The sequence below is a fragment of the Corynebacterium sp. HMSC074A09 genome, assembly GCF_001811545.1.
Taxonomy (GTDB): Bacteria; Actinomycetota; Actinomycetes; order Mycobacteriales; family Mycobacteriaceae; genus Corynebacterium; species Corynebacterium hiratae.
The window spans coordinates 1-22,381 of record NZ_KV805136.1; the positions used below are offsets into that span (position 1 = coordinate 1).

General features: G+C 61.1%; 20 protein-coding genes and 2 tRNA genes. 6 read left to right on the forward strand and 16 right to left on the reverse strand.

Going from position 1 to position 22,381, the window contains the following annotated elements; all coding sequences use genetic code 11:
- Nucleotides 1–160: 160 nt before the first annotated feature.
- Both HMPREF2807_RS03815 and HMPREF2807_RS03820 read right to left on the reverse strand, forming a co-directional pair.
- Nucleotides 161–236, reverse strand: a tRNA-Val gene (locus tag HMPREF2807_RS03815).
- A gap of 113 nt (nucleotides 237–349) precedes the next feature.
- The gene (locus HMPREF2807_RS03820; protein WP_046647091.1) at nucleotides 350–787 is read right to left on the reverse strand and encodes a DUF3052 domain-containing protein; all 438 of its coding nucleotides are present in this window, start codon (nucleotides 785–787) and stop codon (nucleotides 350–352) included.
- Nucleotides 788–960: 173 nt separating this feature from the next.
- Here HMPREF2807_RS03820 and aceE point away from each other — a divergent pair, with 173 nt between their 5' ends.
- On the forward strand, nucleotides 961–3,717 hold the full coding sequence (gene aceE / locus HMPREF2807_RS03825; protein WP_070510620.1) for a pyruvate dehydrogenase (acetyl-transferring), homodimeric type: 2,757 nt from the start codon (nucleotides 961–963) through the stop codon (nucleotides 3,715–3,717).
- A gap of 243 nt (nucleotides 3,718–3,960) precedes the next feature.
- Here aceE and HMPREF2807_RS03830 read toward each other — a convergent pair whose 3' ends face one another.
- Complete coding sequence (locus tag HMPREF2807_RS03830; RefSeq protein WP_070510622.1) at nucleotides 3,961–4,977, reverse strand: alpha/beta fold hydrolase; 1,017 nt, start codon at nucleotides 4,975–4,977, stop codon at nucleotides 3,961–3,963.
- A gap of 26 nt (nucleotides 4,978–5,003) precedes the next feature.
- Here HMPREF2807_RS03830 and HMPREF2807_RS03835 point away from each other — a divergent pair, with 26 nt between their 5' ends.
- Together HMPREF2807_RS03835 and HMPREF2807_RS03840 are read left to right on the forward strand one after the other, a co-directional pair.
- A complete protein-coding gene (locus HMPREF2807_RS03835) occupies nucleotides 5,004–5,306 on the forward strand; it encodes an acyl carrier protein (RefSeq protein WP_070510624.1) in 303 nt (100 codons plus the stop codon).
- Entirely contained in the window at nucleotides 5,303–6,082 is a 780-nt protein-coding gene (locus tag HMPREF2807_RS03840) for an HAD-IIA family hydrolase (RefSeq protein ID WP_070510626.1), read from the forward strand. The genes HMPREF2807_RS03835 and HMPREF2807_RS03840 overlap by 4 nt, the downstream gene beginning before the upstream one ends.
- Nucleotides 6,083–6,094: 12 nt before the next feature.
- Here the strand turns inward: HMPREF2807_RS03840 and HMPREF2807_RS03845 are convergent, their stop codons facing one another.
- The 3 genes from HMPREF2807_RS03845 to HMPREF2807_RS03855 form a co-directional block, all read right to left on the reverse strand.
- Nucleotides 6,095–6,526, reverse strand: coding sequence for a hypothetical protein (locus HMPREF2807_RS03845; protein ID WP_070510628.1), 432 nt, complete (start codon nucleotides 6,524–6,526; stop codon nucleotides 6,095–6,097).
- A 400-nt stretch (nucleotides 6,527–6,926) separates the two neighbouring features.
- Nucleotides 6,927–7,730, reverse strand: a complete 804-nt coding sequence (locus HMPREF2807_RS03850; RefSeq protein ID WP_070510630.1) for a serine hydrolase domain-containing protein — start codon at nucleotides 7,728–7,730, stop codon at nucleotides 6,927–6,929.
- A gap of 10 nt (nucleotides 7,731–7,740) precedes the next feature.
- Entirely contained in the window at nucleotides 7,741–8,412 is a 672-nt protein-coding gene (locus HMPREF2807_RS03855; RefSeq protein ID WP_070510631.1) for an excalibur calcium-binding domain-containing protein, read from the reverse strand.
- 154 nt (nucleotides 8,413–8,566) lie between these two features.
- Between HMPREF2807_RS03855 and HMPREF2807_RS03860 the strand changes: the two genes are divergently transcribed.
- Nucleotides 8,567–10,216, forward strand: a complete 1,650-nt coding sequence (locus tag HMPREF2807_RS03860) for an alkaline phosphatase D family protein (protein WP_049156837.1) — start codon at nucleotides 8,567–8,569, stop codon at nucleotides 10,214–10,216.
- A 153-nt stretch (nucleotides 10,217–10,369) separates the two neighbouring features.
- On the opposite strand, the gene HMPREF2807_RS03865 is transcribed toward HMPREF2807_RS03860, so the two are convergent.
- The 8 genes from HMPREF2807_RS03865 to HMPREF2807_RS03900 all read right to left on the reverse strand — a co-directional run bounded on the left by HMPREF2807_RS03865 (nucleotide 10,370) and on the right by HMPREF2807_RS03900 (nucleotide 17,075).
- Complete coding sequence (locus tag HMPREF2807_RS03865) at nucleotides 10,370–11,935, reverse strand: mechanosensitive ion channel family protein (RefSeq protein WP_070510633.1); 1,566 nt, start codon at nucleotides 11,933–11,935, stop codon at nucleotides 10,370–10,372.
- Nucleotides 11,936–11,978: 43 nt separating this feature from the next.
- On the reverse strand, nucleotides 11,979–13,577 hold the full coding sequence (locus HMPREF2807_RS03870; protein WP_232745382.1) for a peptide ABC transporter substrate-binding protein: 1,599 nt from the start codon (nucleotides 13,575–13,577) through the stop codon (nucleotides 11,979–11,981).
- Between the two features lie 48 nt (nucleotides 13,578–13,625).
- Nucleotides 13,626–14,699, reverse strand: coding sequence for a trimeric intracellular cation channel family protein (locus HMPREF2807_RS03875; RefSeq protein WP_046647250.1), 1,074 nt, complete (start codon nucleotides 14,697–14,699; stop codon nucleotides 13,626–13,628).
- Nucleotides 14,700–14,799: 100 nt separating this feature from the next.
- On the reverse strand, nucleotides 14,800–15,156 hold the full coding sequence (locus HMPREF2807_RS03880) for a hypothetical protein (protein ID WP_070510638.1): 357 nt from the start codon (nucleotides 15,154–15,156) through the stop codon (nucleotides 14,800–14,802).
- A gap of 74 nt (nucleotides 15,157–15,230) precedes the next feature.
- Nucleotides 15,231–15,680, reverse strand: coding sequence for a Panacea domain-containing protein (locus HMPREF2807_RS03885; RefSeq protein WP_070510640.1), 450 nt, complete (start codon nucleotides 15,678–15,680; stop codon nucleotides 15,231–15,233).
- Between the two features lie 129 nt (nucleotides 15,681–15,809).
- Nucleotides 15,810–15,886: transfer RNA gene (locus HMPREF2807_RS03890), tRNA-Ile, on the reverse strand.
- Nucleotides 15,887–15,989: 103 nt separating this feature from the next.
- Nucleotides 15,990–16,529, reverse strand: coding sequence for a hypothetical protein (locus tag HMPREF2807_RS03895; RefSeq protein ID WP_070510643.1), 540 nt, complete (start codon nucleotides 16,527–16,529; stop codon nucleotides 15,990–15,992).
- Nucleotides 16,530–16,649: 120 nt separating this feature from the next.
- A complete protein-coding gene (locus HMPREF2807_RS03900; RefSeq protein ID WP_070510644.1) occupies nucleotides 16,650–17,075 on the reverse strand; it encodes a hypothetical protein in 426 nt (141 codons plus the stop codon).
- 153 nt (nucleotides 17,076–17,228) lie between these two features.
- Between HMPREF2807_RS03900 and HMPREF2807_RS03905 the strand changes: the two genes are divergently transcribed.
- Nucleotides 17,229–18,557, forward strand: coding sequence for an AAA family ATPase (locus HMPREF2807_RS03905; protein ID WP_070510663.1), 1,329 nt, complete (start codon nucleotides 17,229–17,231; stop codon nucleotides 18,555–18,557).
- Nucleotides 18,558–18,622: 65 nt separating this feature from the next.
- Here HMPREF2807_RS03905 and HMPREF2807_RS03910 read toward each other — a convergent pair whose 3' ends face one another.
- Nucleotides 18,623–19,195: a PIN domain-containing protein gene (locus HMPREF2807_RS03910; protein ID WP_070510646.1), complete on the reverse strand. Its 573-nt coding sequence runs from the start codon at nucleotides 19,193–19,195 to the stop codon at nucleotides 18,623–18,625.
- A gap of 58 nt (nucleotides 19,196–19,253) precedes the next feature.
- Entirely contained in the window at nucleotides 19,254–19,697 is a 444-nt protein-coding gene (locus HMPREF2807_RS03915; protein WP_070510649.1) for a helix-turn-helix domain-containing protein, read from the reverse strand.
- Between the two features lie 359 nt (nucleotides 19,698–20,056).
- Here HMPREF2807_RS03915 and HMPREF2807_RS03920 point away from each other — a divergent pair, with 359 nt between their 5' ends.
- Nucleotides 20,057–22,321: a DEAD/DEAH box helicase gene (locus HMPREF2807_RS03920; RefSeq protein ID WP_070510651.1), complete on the forward strand. Its 2,265-nt coding sequence runs from the start codon at nucleotides 20,057–20,059 to the stop codon at nucleotides 22,319–22,321.
- The last annotated feature ends 60 nt before the right edge of the window (nucleotides 22,322–22,381 follow it).

The following is a 22,381-nucleotide window of genomic DNA, read 5'->3' on the forward strand; positions in this document are numbered from 1 at the left end:
GCCGCAAATCCACACGAAATGTCCCTTAAGCCACCCAAAGCAGACGGAGGAGTCCGCATATACACCGACCACCAAAGCGGCCTTCACCCTAGGGCACCCGCGGCGCGGCCCTCCGAGCACGACGAAACCCCTCTCCGACTTAACGGAAAGGGGTTTCATTTGGTGCGGCCTGAGGGGATCGAACCCCCGACCTACTGGGTGTAAACCAGTTGCTCTTCCAGCTGAGCTAAAGCCGCAGTGCACTTGGTGTGCTCGACCAAGATTAGCCCATGGGCACCCGCAGCAACAAATCGGGGTGTAACTAGTCGCTGCGAATGCCGCGCGAGCAGGTACATCCTGCGATTATTTCTTAGGGCTTCTTGGTGTAGCCACGGGCCACGAGGCAGGAACCCTGCCACTCGCCGAGGCGCTCGGCCTTGGTCTGCACCAGACCGGCCAATTGTGCAGATTCGGAGATCTCGCCCGGCTCCAAGTTGCCTGGCTTTCCAGCTCCTGGGGTCAGCAGCCAGATGCGGCCGGAATCGCCCAAGGGACGGGTGGCATCCACCAGCCCATCGACCAAGTCGCCGTCCTCCGCGCGCCACCACAGCAGCACAAGGTCGCACAACTCGTCGGTCTCTTCCTCGAGGAAGTCCTCCCCCAACACGTCCTCGATGGACTCAGAAATCGTGGAGTCACAGTCTTCGTCCCAACCAAGTTCTAGGGCAATCTGGCCCTCCTCGATGCCGAGCTTGGCTGCAAATCCCGTCACTCGTTGAGTTCCTTCCGATGAAGTAGTTGATGTCATGCAGAGTATTTTAACGGCTACGGTGCACTTTTTCGCGTCAAACCTCCCCCGTTCCTCCCCGGAGGTGGACATTTTCCCCCATAAAACCACCCGTGGGGGCCTCCGAGTGACCCACCGCGAAAGGGGCGCGTATCCTAGAGCAAGATCTGTGTACTACGACCCAGGAGGATTTAATGGCCGACTTGGACGCCCACAACGGCGACTCCAACTTTCCCATCGTTCGCGATGGCGTGGCAGCATACCTGCATGACTCCGACCCCGAGGAGACCCGCGAGTGGATGGACTCCCTCGACGGTCTTCTAGATTCTTCCGATCCGGAGCGCGCCCGCTACCTCATGCTGCGCCTTCTTGAGCGCGCTACCGCCAAGCGCGTGCCGTTGCCGTCGCTGACGTCCTCGGATTTTGTTAACACCATCCCTACCTCCCTGGAGCCGGAGTTCCCGGGCGATGAGGAGTTGGAGAAGCGCTACCGCCGCTGGATCCGCTGGAACGCGGCCATCATGGTGCACCGCGCACAGCGCCCGGGCATCGGCGTCGGTGGCCACATCTCCACCTACGCAGGCGCTGCCCCGCTGTATGAGGTGGGCCTGAACCACTTCTTCAAGGGCAAGGATGATCCCTCCGGCGGCGACCAGGTCTTCTTCCAGGGCCACGCCTCCCCGGGTGTCTACGCCCGCGCCTTCATGGAGGGCCGCCTGAGCGAGGAAGACCTCGATGGCTTCCGCCAGGAGCACTCCCGCGGCGAGGGCAATGGTCTGCCGTCCTACCCGCACCCACGCCTGATGCCGGACTTCTGGGAGTTCCCCACCGTGTCCATGGGACTGGGCCCCATCAACGCCATCTACCAGGCACGCTTCAATAAGTACCTGGAGACCCGCGGCATCAAGGACACCTCCAAGCAGCATGTCTGGGCCTTCCTCGGCGACGGCGAGATGGATGAGCCGGAGTCCCGTGGTCTGCTGCAGATGGCTTCCCTCTATGAGCTGGATAACCTGACCTTCGTGGTGAACTGTAACCTGCAGCGTCTCGATGGTCCGGTGCGCGGTAACACCCAGATCATTCAGGAGCTGGAGTCCTTCTTCCGCGGTGCCGGCTGGTCCGTCATCAAGATTGTCTGGGGCCGCGGCTGGGACAAGCTGCTGGAAGCCGACAAGGACGGCGCCCTGGTCAACATCATGAACACCACGTCTGATGGTGACTACCAGACCTTCAAGGCTAACGACGGCGCCTACGTGCGCGAGCACTTCTTCGGCCGCGATGAGCGCACGCTCAAGCTGGTGGAGGACATGTCCGATGATGAGATTTGGGCACTGCGCCGCGGTGGCCACGACTACCGCAAGATCTACGCCGCATACGACAAGGCGTTGAGCTACGCGGGCACCGGCCGCCCGACGGTCATCCTGGCCCACACCATTAAGGGCTACGGCTTGGGCCACAACTTCGAGGGCCGCAACGCTACCCACCAGATGAAGAAGCTGACGCTGGAGGATCTGAAGCTCTTCCGCGACAAGCAGGGCATCCCGATCAGCGACGAGCAGCTCGAGGCCGATCCGTACCTGCCGCCGTACTACCACCCGGGCAAGGATGCTCCGGAGATCAAGTACATGCTGGAGCGTCGTAAAGAGCTGGGCGGCTTCCTGCCGGAGCGCCGTGAGAACTTCGAGACGCTGACCACCCCGGATCTGTCCAAGCTGCGCTCGGTGCGCAAGGGTTCCGGCAAGCAGGACGTCGCCACCACCATGGCGCTGGTGCGTACCTTCAAGGAGCTCATGCGCGACAAGGAGCTGGGCAAGCGCGTCGTGCCGATCATTCCGGATGAGGCCCGTACCTTCGGTATGGACTCCTGGTTCCCAACTCTCAAGATCTGGAACCCGCGTGGCCAGAATTACGTCCCGGTGGACCACGACCTCATGCTCTCCTACCGCGAGGCCACGGATGGTCAGATTCTGCACGAGGGCATTTCCGAGGCCGGTGCCGCAGCCTCCTTCACCGCGGCTGCTACCTCCTACGCCACCCAGGGCGAGGCGATGATTCCGCTGTACATCTTCTACTCGATGTTCGGTTTCCAGCGCACCGGCGATGCCTTCTGGGCTGCTGCCGACCAGCTGGGCCGCGGCTTCATCATCGGCGCTACCGCCGGCCGGACCACCCTGACCGGCGAGGGCCTGCAGCACATGGACGGCCACTCCCCGATCTTGGCGTCGACCAACCCGGCCGTGGAGGTCTACGACCCGGCCTTCGGCTACGAGATCGCTCACCTGGTTCCGCGCGGTATTGAGCGCATGTACGGCGAGGACAACGAGCCGATCATGTACTACATCACCGTGTACAACGAGCCGGTCAAGCAGCCTGCTGAGCCGGAGAACCTCGACGTCGAGGGCCTGCACAAGGGCATCTACCACTACAACACCGCCGAGTCCGGCTCCATCCCAGCCAACATCCTGGCCTCCGGTGTGGGCATGTACGAGGCCCTGCGCGCCCAGGAGATCCTGGCTGAGGACTTCGATGTCAAGGCTTCGCTGTTCTCCGTCACCTCGTGGGTCAAGCTGGCTCGCGACGGCGCTGCCCGTAACCAGGAAGCACTGCGCAAGGGTGTTGAGCCGACCGAAGCATTCGCTACCTCTCAGCTCAAGGGCTTCGAGGGACCGTTCGTCGGTGTCTCCGACTTCGCTACGGACCTGCAGGAGCAGATTCGCCCCTACGTCCCGGGCGACTACATCGTCCTGGGCGCAGATGGCTTCGGATTCTCCGATACCCGCGAAGGCGCTCGCCGCTACTTCAACATCGACGCCGAGTCCATCGTCGTCGCCGTTCTCGAGGGCCTGGCCCGCGAGGGCAAGGTGGAGCGCAGCACCGTCGAGAAGGCAGCTCGCGAGCTGAAGCTCGACGACCCGACCGCCACCATCTCTACGTCCTCCGACGAGGACTAAGGCTTAGGGCTTAACAGCCCCAAGCCCTCCAGCCCCTTCTGCCCCACCTCGGGCAGGAGGGGCATTCTTCTTACCTAAACCGAGGGGCGGCAACTGTCGTTGTTGCCAAAGTTCTGGCCAGATCTTGAATCAGAGGCTCTAACTTTGGCAGAACGGGCAGTTCTGCCACCACAGGAGGCTCAGCCACCGCCAACAAAAGGCCCTGCCGCCGTCGACAAAGGACTTAGTCGGCATGAGCGCGGCTTAGTCGCCATCGAGCACGCGATCGAGGACCCGGCCCAAGGCCTTGGAGACCTCGCTGGGCTCTTCCAAGATGACCATGTGGCCAGCACCGTCGACGACGGTCAGGGTGGAGCCCGGCCAGTGGCGGGCAATCACCTCCGATTGGCGGTGCGGGGTCACGATGTCATGCTGGCCCACCACGATTTCGCCCGGCACGCTGCGCAGCCGGGCCGTTGCGCCGAACTCAGAGTGCTCCACCAAGTCATCGAAGAAGCCCGCATAGCTCGACATCGGCGTATCCAGCAGCATCGCCACGTGGAATTGCAGCTTGTCCATTTGTGGGAAGCCCTGCAGCAGCGCCGCGAAAGCCGGGGCGATGACAGCCGCTACCTCAAAGCGCACCCGGTTGAGCCGACGGGGCAGCTTCAAGCACGCGCGGTAGACCGCGCCGAGGGTCTTCGATTCCAAGATGCGAGCCACGCCTGCGGCGGCAAAGCGCTGCATAGAGGTGGCCACCAGCGCCATCCCCTCAACGCGGTCAAAGATCTGGCGCGGTGCGCGGCGCAGCAGGTTAAGCGCAATCATTCCGCCCATCGAGTGCCCAAGCAGCACCAACGGCCCCTCGGCGGCACGCTCAGCGATGACGGCCAGCACATCGTCGGCCGCGCCCCGAACCGTGCACTGCGCGGGGGCGACGTGGGTGGATTGGCCGTGGCCGCGAACGTCGACAAGCAGGCAGCGCACCGTGGGATAGTTGCGGCGCACGTCGTTGACCTGGGAATAGAAGCTCTCAGCAGACAGGCAATAGCCGTGGATGAAGACCGCGGTGACCTCCGCGTCCTCCGGGCCCACCTCGTACCACGCCACGCGCACGCCGTCGTTGTCGACGAAGCCCGAGTCACTCACCCCAGTCAGGCCCGGTTCAGTCGTGAGATCATGCAGCTCATTGTGGACGGCGTGCTCGATGGCGCGCATGCGGGGGCGAACCCGGCGCGACCAGCTGCGCGCGACGGCGGAGGAACGTGCTCGAATAACCATGACATTTCAATACTAGACTGGGCCCCATGGCTAATGACCTTTCAGCGCAACTCCAAGCCCGCTTCGGTTCCGCGCCGGCCGAAGAGCAGGATTCTGCACCCACCGGCGACGCCTATTGCGAGCTCACCCGCCTCATCACGAAGGTGACCGGCGTGGAGGAAGGACTAGAGCGCGAAGCAAAGCTGGAGGACCTGGGGGTTGAATCGCTCGAGCGCATCGAATTAGCCGTGCGCCTCGAGGAAGCCTGCGGGGTCCGCCTGAATGAAGAAACCATGCTCTCCGTCACCACGGTGGGCGAACTTGCTGATTATGTGGAGGAACACTCGTGATTTCCTATCTTTCGGACATGGACGGCGTGCTGATCAAGGAAGGAGAGATGATTCCCGGCGCGGATAAATTCATCCAAGCGCTGAAGGACAACAACATCGAGTACATGGTGCTGACCAATAACTCGATGTCCACTCCGCGGGACCTGTCAGCACGCCTTCAGAACACAGGACTGGATATCCCGGCCGAGCGTATCTGGACCTCGGCGACGGCCACGGCGGCCTTCCTCTCCAACCAGGCAGGGCTGTCCACGGCTTATGTCGTGGGCGAGTCCGGCCTGACCACCGCGCTGCACGAGGCCGGCTGGATCCTCAACGACCGAGAAGCGGACTTCGTGGTCTTGGGCGAGACCCGCACCTATTCTTTTGAAGCCATCACCACGGCCATCAATCTCATCCGCAACGGAGCGCGTTTCATTGCCACCAACCCGGACGTCACGGGCCCCGCGCCGCAGGGCGTGCTTCCGGCCACGGGCGCTGTCGCGACACTCATCACCGCGGCGACCAACCGCGAGCCCTACTACGTGGGCAAGCCGAACCCGGTCATGATGCGCAGCGCCTTAAACAACATCGGCGCACACTCGGAAAACACCGTCATGATCGGTGACCGCATGGATACCGACGTCAAGTCAGGCCTCGAGGCGGGCATGCGCAGCATCCTGGTGCGCTCAGGTATCAGCGATGACCGCATCATCGAGCGCTATCCTTTCCGCCCGACGCGAATCATTGACTCCGTGGCGGACCTGCCGGAGCGCATCTTCGATCCCTTCGCGGACTAGGCCTTCACCGACTTAGACGGCGCGCTTGACGACGCCCCGAAAACCGTACTCCCCCGCCAGCATCTCCACCGCGCAGCCCAGCGCTTCCAATTCGCTGGGCGTTCCGGTGAGCACTTGCTGGCAACCGATTCCGGTGCAGCCTGCGTTGTCGGCTTTTATGCCGACAACGTCCCACAGCGGGTCCCGGCGCCAGCGGGTGCACCACTGGGCGGTCAGCGGGTCATCGCCGGGGACGATGAATTCGCTTTCGCTGCGAATACAGCGCGCCATGGCGCGCTCGATGGCCGGGCGCAGGCTGCGCGGCATGCCCGAGATCTGCAGCACGGCGGTGCAGACCTCACCGCAGGCGCGGTTGGGCCACGTATCCGCTGGGCTGCCAAGTGGGCTGGCTGAAGGGGCCGGCTCGGTTGCACCGGCTACCTGCGGGTGAACGCGTTGATTCACTCCTTAAACTCCTTTGACGTGCGAGTGATGGCACGCCGGCATGCGCCGACGCAAGACGAGCTTCGTCTTCCCCTACGAACTAGTCTTCATCACGCCACTCGCGCCGAGGCGCGAACACCGATTGGTGTGGCCACGGTATGTGGCCACTCGGTGCGTCATTGTGTGCCCACGATTTTCCCCTGCCACTTAGGCCACAACAACCCTCAACCTGCACTTAAGCCCCCACTGCCTCAATATCAGGTTGAGACTTTCGCCCGGAAATTCACCCCATTAACCACATTCGCCACATGAGGGCTCACGAGCATCATGTGCGCGCGGTCGCCACAGGTGCCCCACTACCCCCGTTGTGGCGCCTGTCGGTGCGCCGCTACGCCATCCAAGTTCTTCACCGCGGCTATGGCTAGCGCGCCTGGCACTCCTCCCAGATCGCCGTATTGGTCTCGGCCCACAGCGGCTTGCACCAGTCTCCGAAGTCGCGGTCCGTGAGCGCCACCATCGCCCACTCACCGGCCACCCACAGGTAGGTTCCGCTCATGCCGAAATGCCCCACGGCATCGGCTGGCAAGCCGCCCATCCATTGCTTCTTTTCGCCATGGATTTCAAAGCCCAACCCCCACGTGCAGTCCTTGAAGCTGCCGTAGCCCGGCACAATCCCGCGCAGCCCGGGGAACTGGACGCTGCGCATGTCTTCCACGGTGGAGGAATCCAGCAAACGCGGCGCGTACACCTCGGCGGCAAAGGCGGCTAGGTCCTCCACACTAGAAACCAAGCCGTGCCCGGCCGAGCCTTCCAGGGTGGTGGCCTGCATACCCAGCGGAGCGCACACGCCTTCCGCAAGGTAGTCAACAAAAGGAATCTCGGTTGCAGACTCGACTACCTCGGCGGCCCACTCATAGCCCGCCGAGGAGTAGATACGGCGCTCGCCCACCGGTTTTTGAGGCTCGCGTGTATCAAAGCCCACCCCCGAGGCATGGGCCAACAGGTGGCGCAGCGTGGAGCCTTCAGGACCGGCAGGCTGATCCAGCTCCACAGCGCCCTCCTCCACTGCCACCATCACCCCATAGGCGGCCACCAGCTTGGTCACGGAGGCTACTGGGAAGCGGCGGGAGACATCACCGACCTGTTCTACTACCTCACCGCGGTGCAGCAAGGCACCGGCAACGGTATCGACGGGCCAGGACTCAAGAGAAGAAAAAGCGCTCATGCGCTCCAGCTTAACGAGGATCGCGCTCGCAGCCTACGCCATCACCATCGCGGTCAAACTTGGAACGGAAGCCCGGGTCACTCGGGTAGATGGGGCGGCCCAGCGCGTTCCACACATCGGCGCAGCGAGAGTAGTAGGCCGGAGCCGGTGCCGGCTTCGGTGCGGGGGCAGGTGCAGGCGCAGGGGCGGGAGCCGGCGCAGGAGCCGGTTCCGGAGCTGGCTGCGGTGCGGGCGCGGGGGCCGGAGCAGGGGCCGGAGCAGGTGCCGGTGCGGGCTCCTGTGCCTTCGGCGAAGGAATCACGCCCGGCAGCGGGTTCGGGATGATTCCCTGCTGCACGGCCCAGAACACGCCGCCGGCGATGGCCGCGAGAAGCGCTGCGCTAATGCCCAGGCCCAAGGCAATCCTTTCGCCCTGGGAAGACTGCTCGAATTCGGCGTCATCTTCCTCCTGGTTGGAGGAGCCAGTGCCTTCGGTGGAGGAGCCCAGCTCCTTGCTGGAGGATTCAACGTCCAGCTCCGAAGACAGGCCGGACTCGAGGTCGCCCGTATCAGACGGAGAGGAAACCGCGGTGGGGGCCTCCTCGTAGGATGCGCCGGTCTCCGCTTGAGCGGGGACGACAACGGACAGGGAGAGAGAAACAGAGACAGAGGCGGCGAGAACCGCGCGAGAGAACTTCTTCATAGGCATAAGTTATAGCCCGTAACTCACCCCGCAAGAAATTGCTCCACCCCAAGGGGTAAAGCACACGTGAAGCCACGGAAAACCACACCTGACCGGCGGGCGAATTCTCTGTCCCCGAGTTGCGACACCGCCTCAGCAGAGAAACCGTAGAGCCATGCGCCGCTCTCTGACTCGTCGCCGCCTCCTCCACGCCTCTGGATTAGCCACAGCCACCGCCGCCTCCCTCGTCGCCTCTTCAGCATCGGCAGCCGATCCCACGTCCACCTCCTCCCTCGGGCTAGTAGAGCCGCCCGCGGGCACGCTGCCCTTCGTGCACGGAGTGGCATCCGGCGATCCGATTCCGGATTCAGTCATCCTCTGGACGCGCATCACGCCCACCGAGGAGGCACTGCCGGGCAGCGGCGTAGGCCCTTCGGTCACCGTGGAGTGGGAGGTGGCAGCGGATGGGGAGATGAGGGACGTCGTCAAGCGCGGCACTGTGGTTGCCTCCGCAAGCCGTGACCATACTGTCCACGTGGACCCGCACGGCCTGCAGCCGGACACCGAATATTTTTATCGCTTCCTCGTCGATGGTGTCTCCTCCCCCATCGGGCGGACCAAGACCGCACCCGCGGCCACCGCCTCGCCGGAGCAGCTCACGTTTGGGGTCGCCTCCTGCGCGAATTGGGAGTCGGGCTTCTTCAGTGCTTACGCGGACATCGCCCGGCGCGCGCACTCCGGGCAGCTGGATTACATGGTGTTCTTAGGCGATTACATCTACGAGTACGCCGCCGGCGAATACTCCGGGTTTGGGCCGGTGCGCCTGCACCACCCCGCGCACGAGATCACCACGCTGGCGGATTACCGCACGCGCTACGGGCGCTACCGCACCGACCCCGACCTGCAGGCAGCGCATGCCGCTCTGCCGTGGATCGTGGTGTGGGATGACCATGAAACAGCCAACGATAACTGGGCCGGCGGCGCGGAGAACCACGACCCCGCTACGGAAGGAAGCTGGCAGGAACGACAAACGGCGGCCATGCGCGCCTACTTCGAGTGGATGCCCGTGCGCGCCACCGCGCCTTCCGAGGACGGGCATCTGTACCGCTCACTGACCTTCGGCGATTTGGCGGAGCTGACCATGATGGACCTGCGCACCTACCGCGACCAGCAGACGCCGTGGAACCCAGTGGCGTTTATGAAAGAGGGCCGGAGCATGCTGGGCTCGGAGCAGTATGACTGGCTGCTGGGAAAGATTGAGACCTCGCAGGCCACGTGGAATCTGCTGGGGAATTCGGTGATGTTTGCCCCGCTGAATCTGGTGTCACTGCAGGAGAATTCGCTGACCGCACAGGTGGCTGCCGCCCTGACGAAGAACATCACGGGGATTCCCGTCAACGGGGACCAGTGGGATGGTTACTCCGCAGAACGCCGCGCGCTTATCGACGCCCTCCGCGCCTCCCCTGCCCACGCCCTGTTCCTCACCGGCGATATCCACACCGAATGGGCGCATACGATTAGCAAGGACGAGGAGGTGGTTGCCGCGGAGATGGTGTGCGGGTCCGTGTCGGCACCCAATATCAACGAGGCGCTCAACCTACGCGCGGGCAATACTGTCTCCCGCCTCGCCGAACAGGTATTACGCCAGGCCAACCCGCAGTGCCACCACGTCGAGCTGGATAGCCACGGCTATTGCTTCGTCACGCTGAGCCGCGAGGAAGCCCAGATGCACTGGCTGCGCGTGGATGATGTACTCAGGCCGGGTTCCCCCGTGAGGCAGGCGCATGCGCTGACCTATAGGCCGGGCGCGGGAGTTGTGAGCTAGCTTGCTTGCGTTAACGATCGGTGGCGATGGGCCGATACATAAGGTGTAGCGCATTACGCCGCTGCACTTCCCTATCACTCATATCTCTCGTGCGCCCTCTCCAAGCGTCTCTCTCACCTCTCTCTGTGCAGCGCCTCTCTACCCCCTTCGGGTCTACATCTCGGCGGAAGGCTCCGAGGCCCCTTCAGTAGCGGTAGCCTGTGCGCCCTCGGTGGGCGCAGGAGTTTCGGAGACCCCTTCCTCCGCTGGTGTTTGGGTTGTCGGTTCCCCTGGATTCACAGGTGCGAAGGTGGCCTCACTGTCCGGGGTGCTATCAGTGACTGTGCCCTGCACGCTTTCCACCGGCTCCTCGGGCGTCGAGACATAGGAAGGCTCGTCCTGCGGCGCGGTTTGTGGCGTTGGCGAAGGTTCGGAGGGCTGAGTGGACTCGGACGTTGTCTCTGATTGTCCCATCCAGCGCGAGGGTGATAGCCACCCGGCATTCTCCACTCCGTCTGGGTTGGCGGACGCTAACAGCAGCACACTGATCGCGCCGAGCCCGGCGATAAGCCCTGTAGTGGAGCGGCGCACGCGCCCGCCAAGCGTCCAGAAGGAGTCCCACTTGTTCTCCGGCTTATCCGCGCGCCAGATACCGCGGCCGTAATCATCCTCTTCCTCGTCGTCGGGTTCGGCCGAATAGGCCGGGCGCCCTGGGCCGTCATCCTTGCTGTCTTGCGCTTCGGCGGCCGCGTCAGCGACAGCGTCGGCGGCGATAGCTTCCGTCTCGGATGCCGAGCTCTCTTGTCTCGACTCGGTGTTAGCGCCTGCCGCCGGCATGACGGTAGTGGGGGCATCGGCATCCACCGCGCCGCCCAGCACCTCCAGTACCTCACCCGCGACGTTTTCAGCGTTAGGCAGCTTGTACAGGTCCCAGAAGGAAGACAGCAGCGCCGAGCGGATCGCGCGCTCCACCGCCCACTGGCGTGCGGGGTTGACCTGCACCAAGACGCGGTACTTCACCTGCCATGGCTGGCCGGCCACCGTGGGAGCAACCAACCCAGTAGCGGGCAGAACGTCGAGCTCACCAGCCACGTCCGCGCGGATGTCCGGGGTATCGATGGCGCGTTGTGAAATCTTCTCTACCTGTTCGGTCAGATCCTGCACGGAATCGCCCTCATGGACCGGGATGGCAATATCCACCACCGCGCGCGACCACTCTTGCGAGTAATTTGTGACCACGCCCGCCGAACCGTTCGGCACCATGACAACTTCACCGGTCGGCGTACGCACCGTCGTTGTGCGCAAGGTCAGCGATACGACGGTGCCCTCCACGCCGGTCACGCCGTCGAAGCTGACATAGTCACCCACACCGAACTGCTTTTCCGAGAGGATAAAGAAACCGGCGAGGAAATCACCGATGATCGACTGTGCGCCGAAACCGACGGCAGCCGAGACCACGGTTGCCGGGATGGCCGCGCCCAGGGGAGGCACTCCAACGTTGGCCAGCGCCGCCAACACGAGCAGGAAGTACGCCACCGCCTGTGCCACATAGACCAGCGCGCCGGCCAGCGCCAAGCGCGCCTTGGTGGACTCTTGGTTTTCATCGAGGCGGGACTCAATGACCCGCACCGCCAAGCGGCCGATGCGCGGGATGAGAATCGCCAACAACAGCATTCCTAGCAGTGGCAAACCATGGTCAACGAAGGCCTGCCAAATGGCGAAAAAGTAATACTTCAGCATTGCGCCAAGCCTAGTCCTACAGCCTGACAGAACCCTTGGAATCTCAAGCGCGGTGGATGAGATAGTAGTTCGGAGTGGGCTTCCACGTGTAGCCAGCAGGGATGATGTCCTTGCCGTAGGCGCTGAATGCCTTAGTCGTCCACAGCGGAATCGCCGGCATCTTCTCCAGCAACAGCTCCTGGGCCTGCAAGTAGTACTCCTGGGCCTCCTCCCGGTCCTTCGCCTGGCCTACCTTCTTCAGCAACTCGTCGTATTCGGTGCTGCGAAAACCTGACTCGTTTTCTGAGGAATAGGAGGCAAACAGCGGCACCAGGAAGGTCGACTCATCCGGAAATTCCGCCTGCCAAATCGTCCTGAAAGCACCGGTAATGTGCCGCGCTGTGACCTCTCGACGCAATTCCTTCAAGGTCCCAAATTCCTTGCTTTCGGCGAGCACACCGAGGGTATCCGTCACCTGCTGAGCCACCGCATCGACCCACGTCTTGTGGCCGCCATCGGCGTTAAACGCGATGCTGAACGTCCCCTTAAAGGGGTCTAGCTTCTCCGCCTGTTCCCACAGCTCGCGGGCTCTATCCGGCTGGTAGGTCAGCACGTCAGCACCTTCCGGCGCAGGCGGTGGGGAGCCGAAGAGCGGCGCTACGAAGCTGTTGGCCGGAGTCACTCGGTCGTGGAAGATGTCCCGCGCAATCTTTTCTCGGTCTACCGCCATGGACAGGGCCCGGCGGCGCAGGCGGCCAGCCTCGCCGCGGAAATTGGCATCGTTGGCGGGAATGGTGATCTCCATGATCGAACCGCCAGGCTTAGTAAGGGCCCGCGCGCCGAGCTCCTTTTCGAAGCTTCCGAGCTTCTCCGCCGGGATGCGCGTCAGCACGTCCAGCCGGCCCGCCACAAGATCCTCGTAGGCCTGCTCCTCCGAGGCGTACACGACGAACTTAATGCCCTCATTCTGCGGGTGTCGCGGCCCTTTATAACGCGGGTTCGGCACGAGGGTCAACGCCTTCTCACGTTCCCACGAGGCCAACAGGTATGGCCCGCTGCCAATCGGGTCCGTGCCGCGCTCACTCAGCTTGTCCTGATCCGCAGAGCGCATGGGGAAAAAGACGGAATAACCCAAGCGTTCAATGAAGCCCGCCGTGGGGCGCGAGAGCTCAATGCGGAAGGACTTCTCCCCCGTCACCGTCAGCCCGCGCATCTCCTTCCTGCCTTCATTGAAACCGAGAATCGGCGCAAAGTGATGTGCGGAAAGCAGGGACTGGCGCACTGCCGTATTCCACGTATCGACGAAGTCCTGCGCGCTGACCTTCGAGCCATCGGAGAACACCGCGTCTTCACGAATCTGCACGTCAAACGTGGTGTCATCAACCTGCGTGACGGATTCCGCCATGTCGTAATGGGCGCCGCCGTCCTTATCCAGGTACATCAGGCCCGAGTACACCAGGTTGATGATGGTTTGGCCTGGCACGTCGTTGGAATCGGCCGGGATGAGGGAGCGCTGCGGCTCCGAGATATCGGTAGTAATGAGATTCATTCCCGAGGTATCCATGCGCTCCGGTTCCGTTCCGCAACCCGCCAGCGTGGGGGCCGCAACGCCCGACACCGCCAGCGCCGCGAGCATGCCCAGAAAAGAACGCCTCGACGTCACGCGTCCATCACCTCACTTTCATCACTAGATTAAAGCATTTCTCAGGTTCTAATCATCTCTTTTTTCATATCGGCGCATGAGTCTTTCCACCAATTCATCGGTGAGCTGATCATCGGCCAAGATGCGATCCAAAAGCTCGCGCGGCGTTGGCCCCTCAGCGCTCTGTTCCTCGTAGGAGTCACCGCTTAGGTCCACACCGAAGTCGGAGGACTCCGCTTCCGCAACGGCCGGCTCCATCATCTCCGACATCTCTGCGACTTCCTCGTTGAAGGAGTCGAGGAATTCGGAGGCATCGATGGCGGCTTCCGCACGGCGCTTGCCGGCTCGGACTTCGCGCTCGATGCGGCGTTGCAGGGCCTTTTCCATCTGGTTGTGGCGCCAGGAGCGAAGCTTCGTGGGCTCTAGACGACGCCCCACGGCACGCCCCTTGCTTTCCGCCTTGCGCGCCATGACCATGACGTAAGCCGCGGTGTCATTGACCGGCGCCCATTCCTGGCGAGCGGGTACGCGCCAGCCCGCCCAGATGCCCAGCATGGTGAGGACAAAGGACACAACCGGCCCGAGAATAACCCCCCACGCCAAGTAGCCGGCCGAGTCTGCGCCCAAGACCACCAGCGCGCAGGCCACCGCGGGGATCACGGTGGGGGTGTTATCACCAAAGACCGCGGGCTCGCGCCCCATGGCGATGTCACGGATCATGGAGCCGCCCGTAGCCGTGAACACACCCATCATGATGCAGGGAATCAGGGGCAGGCCATACGCGATGGCTTTGAGCGCGCCTGTCGACGCCCACAGGGCCGAGACCACCGCATCACCATGCGACTGCACGTAGTCCCACGTTTTGCCCTTGAAGTAGACGAAGCGGGCGATGATGGCGCCAGTAAACGCCAGGTAGAGATACTCCGGCTGGCTCATTGCGGCGACGGTGCCGCGGTTAATGAGCACGTCACGGATCATGCCGCCGCCGAGGGAAGAGAACATCGCGATGAAGAAGAAACCCACGATGTCATAGCCGCGCTGCCGGGCCATGGTGCCACCGATGATGCCCATGAGGAGGACACCTATGATGTCGGACCAGTAGTACAGCGACTCGATCAACGGGTCCATCTCGACAACGCTCATGGTGGTCATCGTATCGGGTGCTAAGCAATCTCTCGCATTGAGGAGCTATTCCTTGCAATGCGCCGCCTAGCTGGCGGACCGCTAAGGCTCAGAAAATGAGCTAATGCATGTAGAGCTCGTTGTAGGCTTTCTCAATCCAAATGACATAAAACACTTCCCCGTCTTTCCAGCCCGCGAAAGGAAGATTCCCTTTGTGACGGTAAACCCGGAATTTCTCCACATCCTGAAATTGCCGCGGAATCTGAGGCTTGATAGCGCTTGCCGGAATAAACTCTGAGCCGAGTCCGTGCCTGGGATGCTGTGCCAGCTCTTTCCATGAAAGCACTGACCGCTTGTGCCACTTTTCCAGAAACTCTGCGCGCATTGAATCATCTAGTTCTTCGAAGCCCCACCCCTGCTGCAGGAATCGCGTTGACAGGAGCGGATAGTCAGCCCGCGAGCTACGAAGAGCATCCACGACGCTTGAATCTGGGGCGCTCCTCACCCCTCTGGTTGGCCTACTCCCCCGTCGTTTACTTTTCGTGCCCACAGCTAGCAGAAGTAGTTCTTCAGATCGGCATCAGTTATTTCTAACCCGCGTTTGCCCTCCACGAAGTTCTTTTTCCACGGCGACTCGGTGTGGGTTTTATTCCGCAGAGCCCATGCAGAGTAGGGGCCATACTTATCCCATACCTCAATCAAGTCCTGCTCAACGTCGCGGTAATCATCCCAGTCGAAATCATCCGAGACGAACTCATCGGGGTCTATAGGAAGCTTTCCGTAGTGCTTAACGTCATGGTAGACGTCCACGACTACTGGACCATGAGCCCAGGCTTCCATTCGTTCAGGAAAAAGCGGCAAGCCATCGGAAGAGCGCATATGCAGCCCTTTGGCATAGTAGAGAAGCTTTTGAAGTTTGAGTTGCGTAATGTCAGCATCATCAGTTTCATCAGCCCACGCTACAAACCATTCGGCGATTTGCCGCGCCTTAAATTGTTCCATGTCTGCCCTCCTTCCAGTTCCCGCCAAGCGTACAACAGGCCCCAGACATGCCACCATCCCAACGCTCGAAAAGGCGTAAAGGCCCTCCCCAGGGGCAGCATACAAGCGGTAAGCAATGGAAGCTTTGCGTGGTGGGGCTACCGGGGCTCGAACCCGGGACCAACGGATTATGAGTCCGTAGCTCTAACCGACTGAGCTATAGCCCCGCGTGTTCCCTGCCTGCATTCCGCACCAGCGCCGAGCCAGCACTCACGCACACAGCGAATCCGCTCCCAGCAACATTAATCGGCAGGCCCAGAAAACGGCAATTTAGGCCTCGCCCTGGCCGAGTTTCTCGCCCAGATTTGCCTCGTTTAGGTCTTCCGGGTCTGAACTCGGCGTCTGGTCCTCATCAGCGGCGTTGCGCCCCTTCACCGACACAACGACCCCGATAACGTAGGAGGCAATGACCCCGAAAACGCTCATCCAGAACAGCACCGAGGACAGGTCTAAGGCCCACCGACCGACAATCTGGGTGAAGGCGGATTTCACACTCTCATCGGTATCGCCGAGATCTACGATAAAAAAGCCAGCAAGGAAGAGAAACACGGTCACAGCAATGAATGCCCACGACTCGCGCCAGCCGAATGCCTTGTACGTTCCGCCCGCTTCATCTTCCATCGGGATACGTACGGGGATGAGCCACAAAACTAACAGCGCGAGGACCACGATGCCGCCGACCGGAAGGGTAAAGTATGCGAGCCATCCGCCGACATCAAATATGACCCGCCCCAAAGCAAAGAACGCCGCGCCTAACAGGCCCATGACAAGCGCCGCGACGGAGCTGATCTGAACGTTCCGATACTTCATGCCAAAAGCCTAGCGTGCTGCGCCACTGTTTTCATCCACAAAACTGTTGCGGTACTCAGCGCCAGACACCACAGCGGCCCCACTGTACGCGCACTTCGGCAGCTGAGTAAGCTGCCAAGCTTATTCTTTCTCTCTCTTTTTCCAGGCTTGTCTGCGCTCTCGCCTTCGAGCGCGTTTTGCTTTGCGAATGTCCACGACCCAATGCGGAACAAAAGGCCACGGAAGCGGAATCCCGAACGCGCCCGTAAACCCAATGAGTGCGATGAGCATAGCCACCATGAACGGAGCAGCCAGCACCGTTTCGACAGGCTCGGGAAGGCCCATACTTACAACCAACCCCAAGGCACCGCCAGCGCCCATCAAGAGCGTGCCATAAGGATAAACAAAGAGGAGGCCATCGCTCTCTGCGCCGTCCGGCTCGGCTGAGTCGTACCATTCTTCAGATTGCGGAATCCGCCGCACGTACCGGATATAGAAGGTCCAGTAGGCCACCATGACCAACACTAAACCGATGTATAAGAGCAGATCGGTAATAGAGCTGTCCATAGGATGTAGCCTCCTGTGGTTGCTTTTGCGATGTGTAGTAAAACGCTACCAGCGCCGGCTGGGTTAAGGCATGGGGCGAGAACGAAATCTCAGCGCCCAAACCTAGGAAAGATTTATCTGATGAAGAATCTGTGAGCTTGTAGTCTCGTGATCATGAGGCTCCTTTCCTTTAGCGTGTCCAACTTCCGCAGCATCCGCGCCACCCAAACGCTCACGCTCTACCACGACTGGCAGCACTCCACCGCCCCGGAGGACGGCTGGGCGCAGGTTAGCGATCCCATCACCGTACTCATCGGCCCCACCGCTTCCGGCAAGAGCAGCATCCTCAACGCCCTCGCCTTCGCCCTGCTCGCCATCGAGTCCTCTGCCACCGCCTGGCTTGCCGACGCCCCACCCAACCAACTCCCCCACGCCCCGTACCGCCTCAACCCCCGCACTCAACGCCTGCCCAGCACTTTTGAGCTGGAGTTCGAACTCGATGGCGTGCGCTACCTCTACGGCTTCCAGTGGAGCTTTACCGGCGTGCATGCCGAATGGCTCAGCCGCGTGCCCTCGACTCGGTGGAGCCCCTGCTTCGTGCGGACCCGCGGCGAGGACGTGCAGTGGACTAAGTCCTTTATGGATGAAGGGGACGTCGCCAAGCTCGGCCCCATCGATGACACCGAGCTGCTCTTGTCCGCTGGCCTGCGCGATGAGCACCCCATCCTCGCCCCGCTGGCCCGCGCCCTGGTGCACGACGTGTCCTACCTGCCGCACGGCCATACCTCCATGAGTACTGCCTCCCGCATCACCACCCTCATCCGTGAGGGCAAGCTGCACCTGCATGAGGCTGCCGCGCTGCTGCGCGCGGCCGATTCGGGAATCCACTCCGTGCGGCTGAACCAGGACCACATCCCCGAGCACGTCTTCCGCCAGATGCGCCCGGTCATTGATGCGCTCAGCCGCAGCGCCGGCAGCATCCCCCGACCAGACGAGTTCCAGGCTTACTCCGATGCGGAGATCGAGTCCCTACTGCACTCCATCATCGTGGAGCACAAAGTTGGTGACTCCTACTACGCGCTGAAGTTGACCGATGAATCCGGGGGCACGCAGAATTGGATGGCCACCGCTCCCCTGGTGTTGGACACGTTGCGCCGCGGTGGGATCCTAGTGGCTGATGAGCTGGATTCCGCCCTGCGCCCAGCGCTGTTGGATTTCATCATCGATGCCTTCCGCGAGCCCAGCATCAACGTCAACGGCGCGCAGCTCATCTTTGCCTCCCACGCCTTCAGCGTGCTTGAGCGCTCCAGCGAACTGGGCCTGCGCCCGGAGAGCTTCTGGTCAGTGGAAAAGACCGATGCCGGCGAATCAGAGCTACACAACCTCAGCGAGACATCCGTGTCACTCGACAACCCCGACGCCACCCACCGCTTCCTTCGCGAGCGCTACGGCACTGCCTCCCGTGCGGCTCTCGATGCGCTGCAGGAGCTTGTTAGGGCTTAAGAGTGCGGGCTATAGCACCACCGACCACTGGAAAGTCTGCGGCTACAAGCGCTGAGCGGATGAAACTAGCGCTGCGCGAGCGCCTGCAAGGCTTCACGCACAGCGCTGGCAAAATTGTCGCAACCCGCTCTCCTCAGCGCATCGTCTAGGCCCTGAAAGCCCTTCCTTTTCTGCCAATACTCCAGCTGCTGACTCGTACATTCAATCACTAAGTTTGGAGCGGAATCGCGAATGAGCATGAGGAATGCATCCGCATTCATTATCTCGTAGCGCTGCTCGCTGGCAGTAATGGTTATATCCTGGGGCGAGTTATCAGTAAGGATGATGTCGGCTTGTGAGGCGAAAGCCGCCGCGTGGACATGGTAGTCATGACGATCCAAACCGTCGAAAGGCATGTCTCCGGGAAAATCATCAATGATTTCCTCCATCACCGCACCGATCTTCTCGACACGGTCCTTGATAATTCTCCCAGGTGCTGTGGGATGTTTCCGCCGCATCGCCCGTACCGTTTCCGCAAGTACGTCTTGAGACGTATAGAACACAAACATGTCTCCAGATAAAATCTGCAGCGCAAAAAGCCAATCTAGGATTGTACGGCTCACTAAAATGTTTGCGTCAACGAATACCTTTTGCGGCATGTTCTCGAGGATAGTAACCGCGTTAGCCCAGTGCAGTTTCTAGCAGTTCTCAATGCACCTAGGACTGTGAAAAGAAACTCTCGTTCTCCTCTTCGAATGCACGCCATTCTTGGAACGCTTTCACGCGTTCCTCAGCGCGCTGGCGCTTCAACTGCAGGACATCCTCACGCTTAAACCGCGTATGTGTTCCGCGCTTGTGGGTAGCTATCCTTCCTTCCTTTGCCCATTTCATGAGCGTTGGACGCGAGATGCCTAACAGCTCGGCAGCTACTGTACTGGTGAGCTCCTCAGGAATGCGAGAGATTGTGACTTCCCCTCGCTGCGCGACAGAAGCCAAGACCTGAGAAATCAATCGCTGAACATCACGCGACAACGGGACTGGGCGCCCGTGCTCATCTGCTACCCGAAAGCTCGCTGCCTCGAGAGTCTGCAGCGACTTCAGCTCTTTGAGAGTAGTTTCTTCGATCATGAGCCGATCGTTGATGAGTGCAGAGGCAGTCATCAGCGCTCCTTTCCCAGCGTGACACTTACACCTGAAACGCCTTTCGCTTACAAGTGAAACTTCCCTCAAGGATAACCAAGTTGCGCACGAATGGCTAGAGGCCACCTCAATGCTCCACATACTGCGCATGTCCGGCACACCTGTCAGAATCAAGGCTTGTCTTTTGAAGCGCGCAGCCTATCACTGCGACCCCAGTCGCCCTCTGCAAAAAGCTCTGGAGCCTACGCGGCTCCAGGCGACAACGTTCCGGTGACCGGATCGTCGTGCGATTAAGTCTAAGCAATACAACGCCAAACCGACAAGGCATTTAGCCGCATGCCGTCATATAAACTAGTTCCGACGCACAAGGAACACACGCCATGACTGAACAGGAACGCCTCGAAGCGCTTGAAGCTCGCGTTAGCGAACTAGAATCCCAGGTAGCCCAGCTGCTGCAGCCCCTCGGTCATGCGCCCTCGCGCCCTAGTCCCGCAGACACACCGCCGCCGGCTAACGTTCATTCTGAAAGGCGCTCACCGGAGGAGAAGATTGCGCTCTTCATGGATTACTTCGCGGGGAGGACAGACGTCTACGCAGTGGCTAAAAATACTGCGGAAAAGAAGGCCTGGTATCCGGCCAGCAATGGCTACTATGACCGAAGAAACCCCGACCTGAAACCCTTAACACCGAAGGTGATCGAAGGGCATTTGCGCCAGGACAACCACTTCCACGTTGGTCTTTACCCACTGTGCACAGATGATAGCTGCCGGCTGTTAGTCTGCGATTTCGACGATGACGACTTCAAGCAAGCCGCCCGCGCCTACTCCGAAGAATGTAAGAACCATGGACTCGATCCACTCATAGAGGTTTCACGCTCTGGGAACGGAGCTCACGTCTGGGTATTCTTCGACGAACCTATTCCTGCCAGCCTCGCCCGTTCCGTGGGCATCGGACTTCTTGCCAAAGCTAGCCCGGATTCCTACTTCTCCAGTTTCGACCGTTTCTTCCCTTCCCAAGACACTCTGCCGGCGAAAGGCCGCGGTTTCGGCAACCTGATTGCCCTCCCATTGGCTGGCCACCATCGATCCGAAGGCACAACGGTCTTCGTCGACAGTGATTTTCAAGCATTGCCTGACCAATTCGAGGCCCTGGCTAGGACGAAGAAATCGGGGCTCGCCGAACTCAAGAGAATCTACGCTGAGCTTCAGCCCGATCCCGAGACATCCCTTCCCCAGGCCCCAACCCGCGCAGAACTAAAGAGGCTCAAGGCTTCTGGGAAAGTCCACGTCACGCACGATTCGCACGTCCACGTCGATTTATCGGGCGTCGACGCCACCACTCGTTCGGCCCTGCGACACCTCGGCGCTATTGCTAACCCGCAGTTCTATATCAAGCAAGCCCAGCGTTTCTCCACCTTCGGAACTCCACGGATCATCGTGCGCTTTGATGAGAAGGACCAGATCCTCACGCTCGACCGCGGCACGCTCGATGACGTCCTCGATATTCTGAAAACCGCAGGATATACCGTCACCCGCCGCGGCCATACGCCGAAACCACAGCGCATCGATGCATCCTTCGCCGGCGAACTACGCCCCTACCAGCATTCCGCCGTCACACAGATGCTCAAACACAAGTCTGGAATGCTCATTGCTCCTCCCGGCACTGGAAAGACCGTCATGGCCTGTGCAATCATCGCCCAGCGGTCAGTGCCCACCGCAGTTATCGTCCCTTCGAGGGAGCTTGCTACCCAATGGAACAAAGCACTCAAGCAGTTTCTTCCAGATGTCCACGTCGGGCAATACTCCGGCGCTAAGAAGAAGCTCAGCGGCGTGGTAGACATTGTCACAGCGCAGTCCATCAGCCGTAGTGATTCCAAGACTGACTTTCTCTCCGGCTACGGCCACATCATCGTTGACGAATGCCACCGGGTCGGGGCTGCAGGTTTAACCAATGTCCTCGCGCAACTCAACGTTCGTTTTATACTCGGCATGACTGCGACTCCGTACCGTTCCGACGGTCTTGATAAGTTACTGCCTCTCATTTGCGGCCCTATCCGCCATACCGTCGAGCTTGATCGCCCTGGGCAACGCAACTATGTAGTCCACAACACGGACTTCACCTACGATGCTCCTTACCTTTTCTGGCCCGACCTCGACACCGCTCTGGCGGTGGATGAGCACCGCAACCAGCTCATCGCCGATGTCATCACACAAGCCGCGCAGGGCGAGCACACTGTCCTCGTCCTAGTGAAAAGACGCGAACACCTCGCTGCCCTCAGCGCCTTGCTTACCGACGCCCCCTTCCCCGTCCTCCAACTCCACGGCGGACAGAAAGCCACTGAACGGCAGGCCGTGCGTGAACAGCTTGCCACCACACCGCATTTCGTCCTTTTAGCCATGTCCCAGGTAGCCGGCGAAGGCATCGATCTTCCCGCACTGGACACTCTTGTGCTGGCCGCCCCAGTAAGCTTCCGCGGCGTTGTCATTCAGCAGGTAGGCCGAGTTACTCGCGATACCGATGACAAGGAGAGCATCTCTGCCACCGTCCACGACTTTCACGATCCCAACGTCCCAGCCCTCGCCGCAGCCTTCAGAAAGAGAAGCTCCACCATTGCCAAGCAGGGGTTCACTCGCAACAACAGTTAGAGCTGTCCCGTGCATGACCGAATGCCACTAGATTCGGGGCTGAGCACATTTCAGCGGGCT

Coding starts and splice junctions, on each gene's coding strand:
- HMPREF2807_RS03900 (WP_070510644.1), bottom strand. CDS start 17,075: ATGGACAGCTCTATTACCGATCTGCTCTTATACATCGGTTTAGTGTTG.
- HMPREF2807_RS03855 (WP_070510631.1), bottom strand. CDS start 8,412: ATGAAGAAGTTCTCTCGCGCGGTTCTCGCCGCCTCTGTCTCTGTTTCT.
- HMPREF2807_RS03820 (WP_046647091.1), bottom strand. CDS start 787: ATGACATCAACTACTTCATCGGAAGGAACTCAACGAGTGACGGGATTT.
- HMPREF2807_RS03860 (WP_049156837.1), top strand. CDS start 8,567: ATGCGCCGCTCTCTGACTCGTCGCCGCCTCCTCCACGCCTCTGGATTA.
- HMPREF2807_RS03910 (WP_070510646.1), bottom strand. CDS start 19,195: ATGCCGCAAAAGGTATTCGTTGACGCAAACATTTTAGTGAGCCGTACA.
- HMPREF2807_RS03915 (WP_070510649.1), bottom strand. CDS start 19,697: ATGACTGCCTCTGCACTCATCAACGATCGGCTCATGATCGAAGAAACT.
- HMPREF2807_RS03835 (WP_070510624.1), top strand. CDS start 5,004: ATGGCTAATGACCTTTCAGCGCAACTCCAAGCCCGCTTCGGTTCCGCG.
- HMPREF2807_RS03875 (WP_046647250.1), bottom strand. CDS start 14,699: ATGAGCGTTGTCGAGATGGACCCGTTGATCGAGTCGCTGTACTACTGG.
- HMPREF2807_RS03865 (WP_070510633.1), bottom strand. CDS start 11,935: ATGCTGAAGTATTACTTTTTCGCCATTTGGCAGGCCTTCGTTGACCAT.
- HMPREF2807_RS03830 (WP_070510622.1), bottom strand. CDS start 4,977: ATGGTTATTCGAGCACGTTCCTCCGCCGTCGCGCGCAGCTGGTCGCGC.
- HMPREF2807_RS03895 (WP_070510643.1), bottom strand. CDS start 16,529: ATGAAGTATCGGAACGTTCAGATCAGCTCCGTCGCGGCGCTTGTCATG.
- HMPREF2807_RS03920 (WP_070510651.1), top strand. CDS start 20,057: ATGACTGAACAGGAACGCCTCGAAGCGCTTGAAGCTCGCGTTAGCGAA.
- HMPREF2807_RS03850 (WP_070510630.1), bottom strand. CDS start 7,730: ATGAGCGCTTTTTCTTCTCTTGAGTCCTGGCCCGTCGATACCGTTGCC.
- HMPREF2807_RS03885 (WP_070510640.1), bottom strand. CDS start 15,680: ATGGAACAATTTAAGGCGCGGCAAATCGCCGAATGGTTTGTAGCGTGG.
- HMPREF2807_RS03905 (WP_070510663.1), top strand. CDS start 17,229: ATGAGGCTCCTTTCCTTTAGCGTGTCCAACTTCCGCAGCATCCGCGCC.
- aceE (WP_070510620.1), top strand. CDS start 961: ATGGCCGACTTGGACGCCCACAACGGCGACTCCAACTTTCCCATCGTT.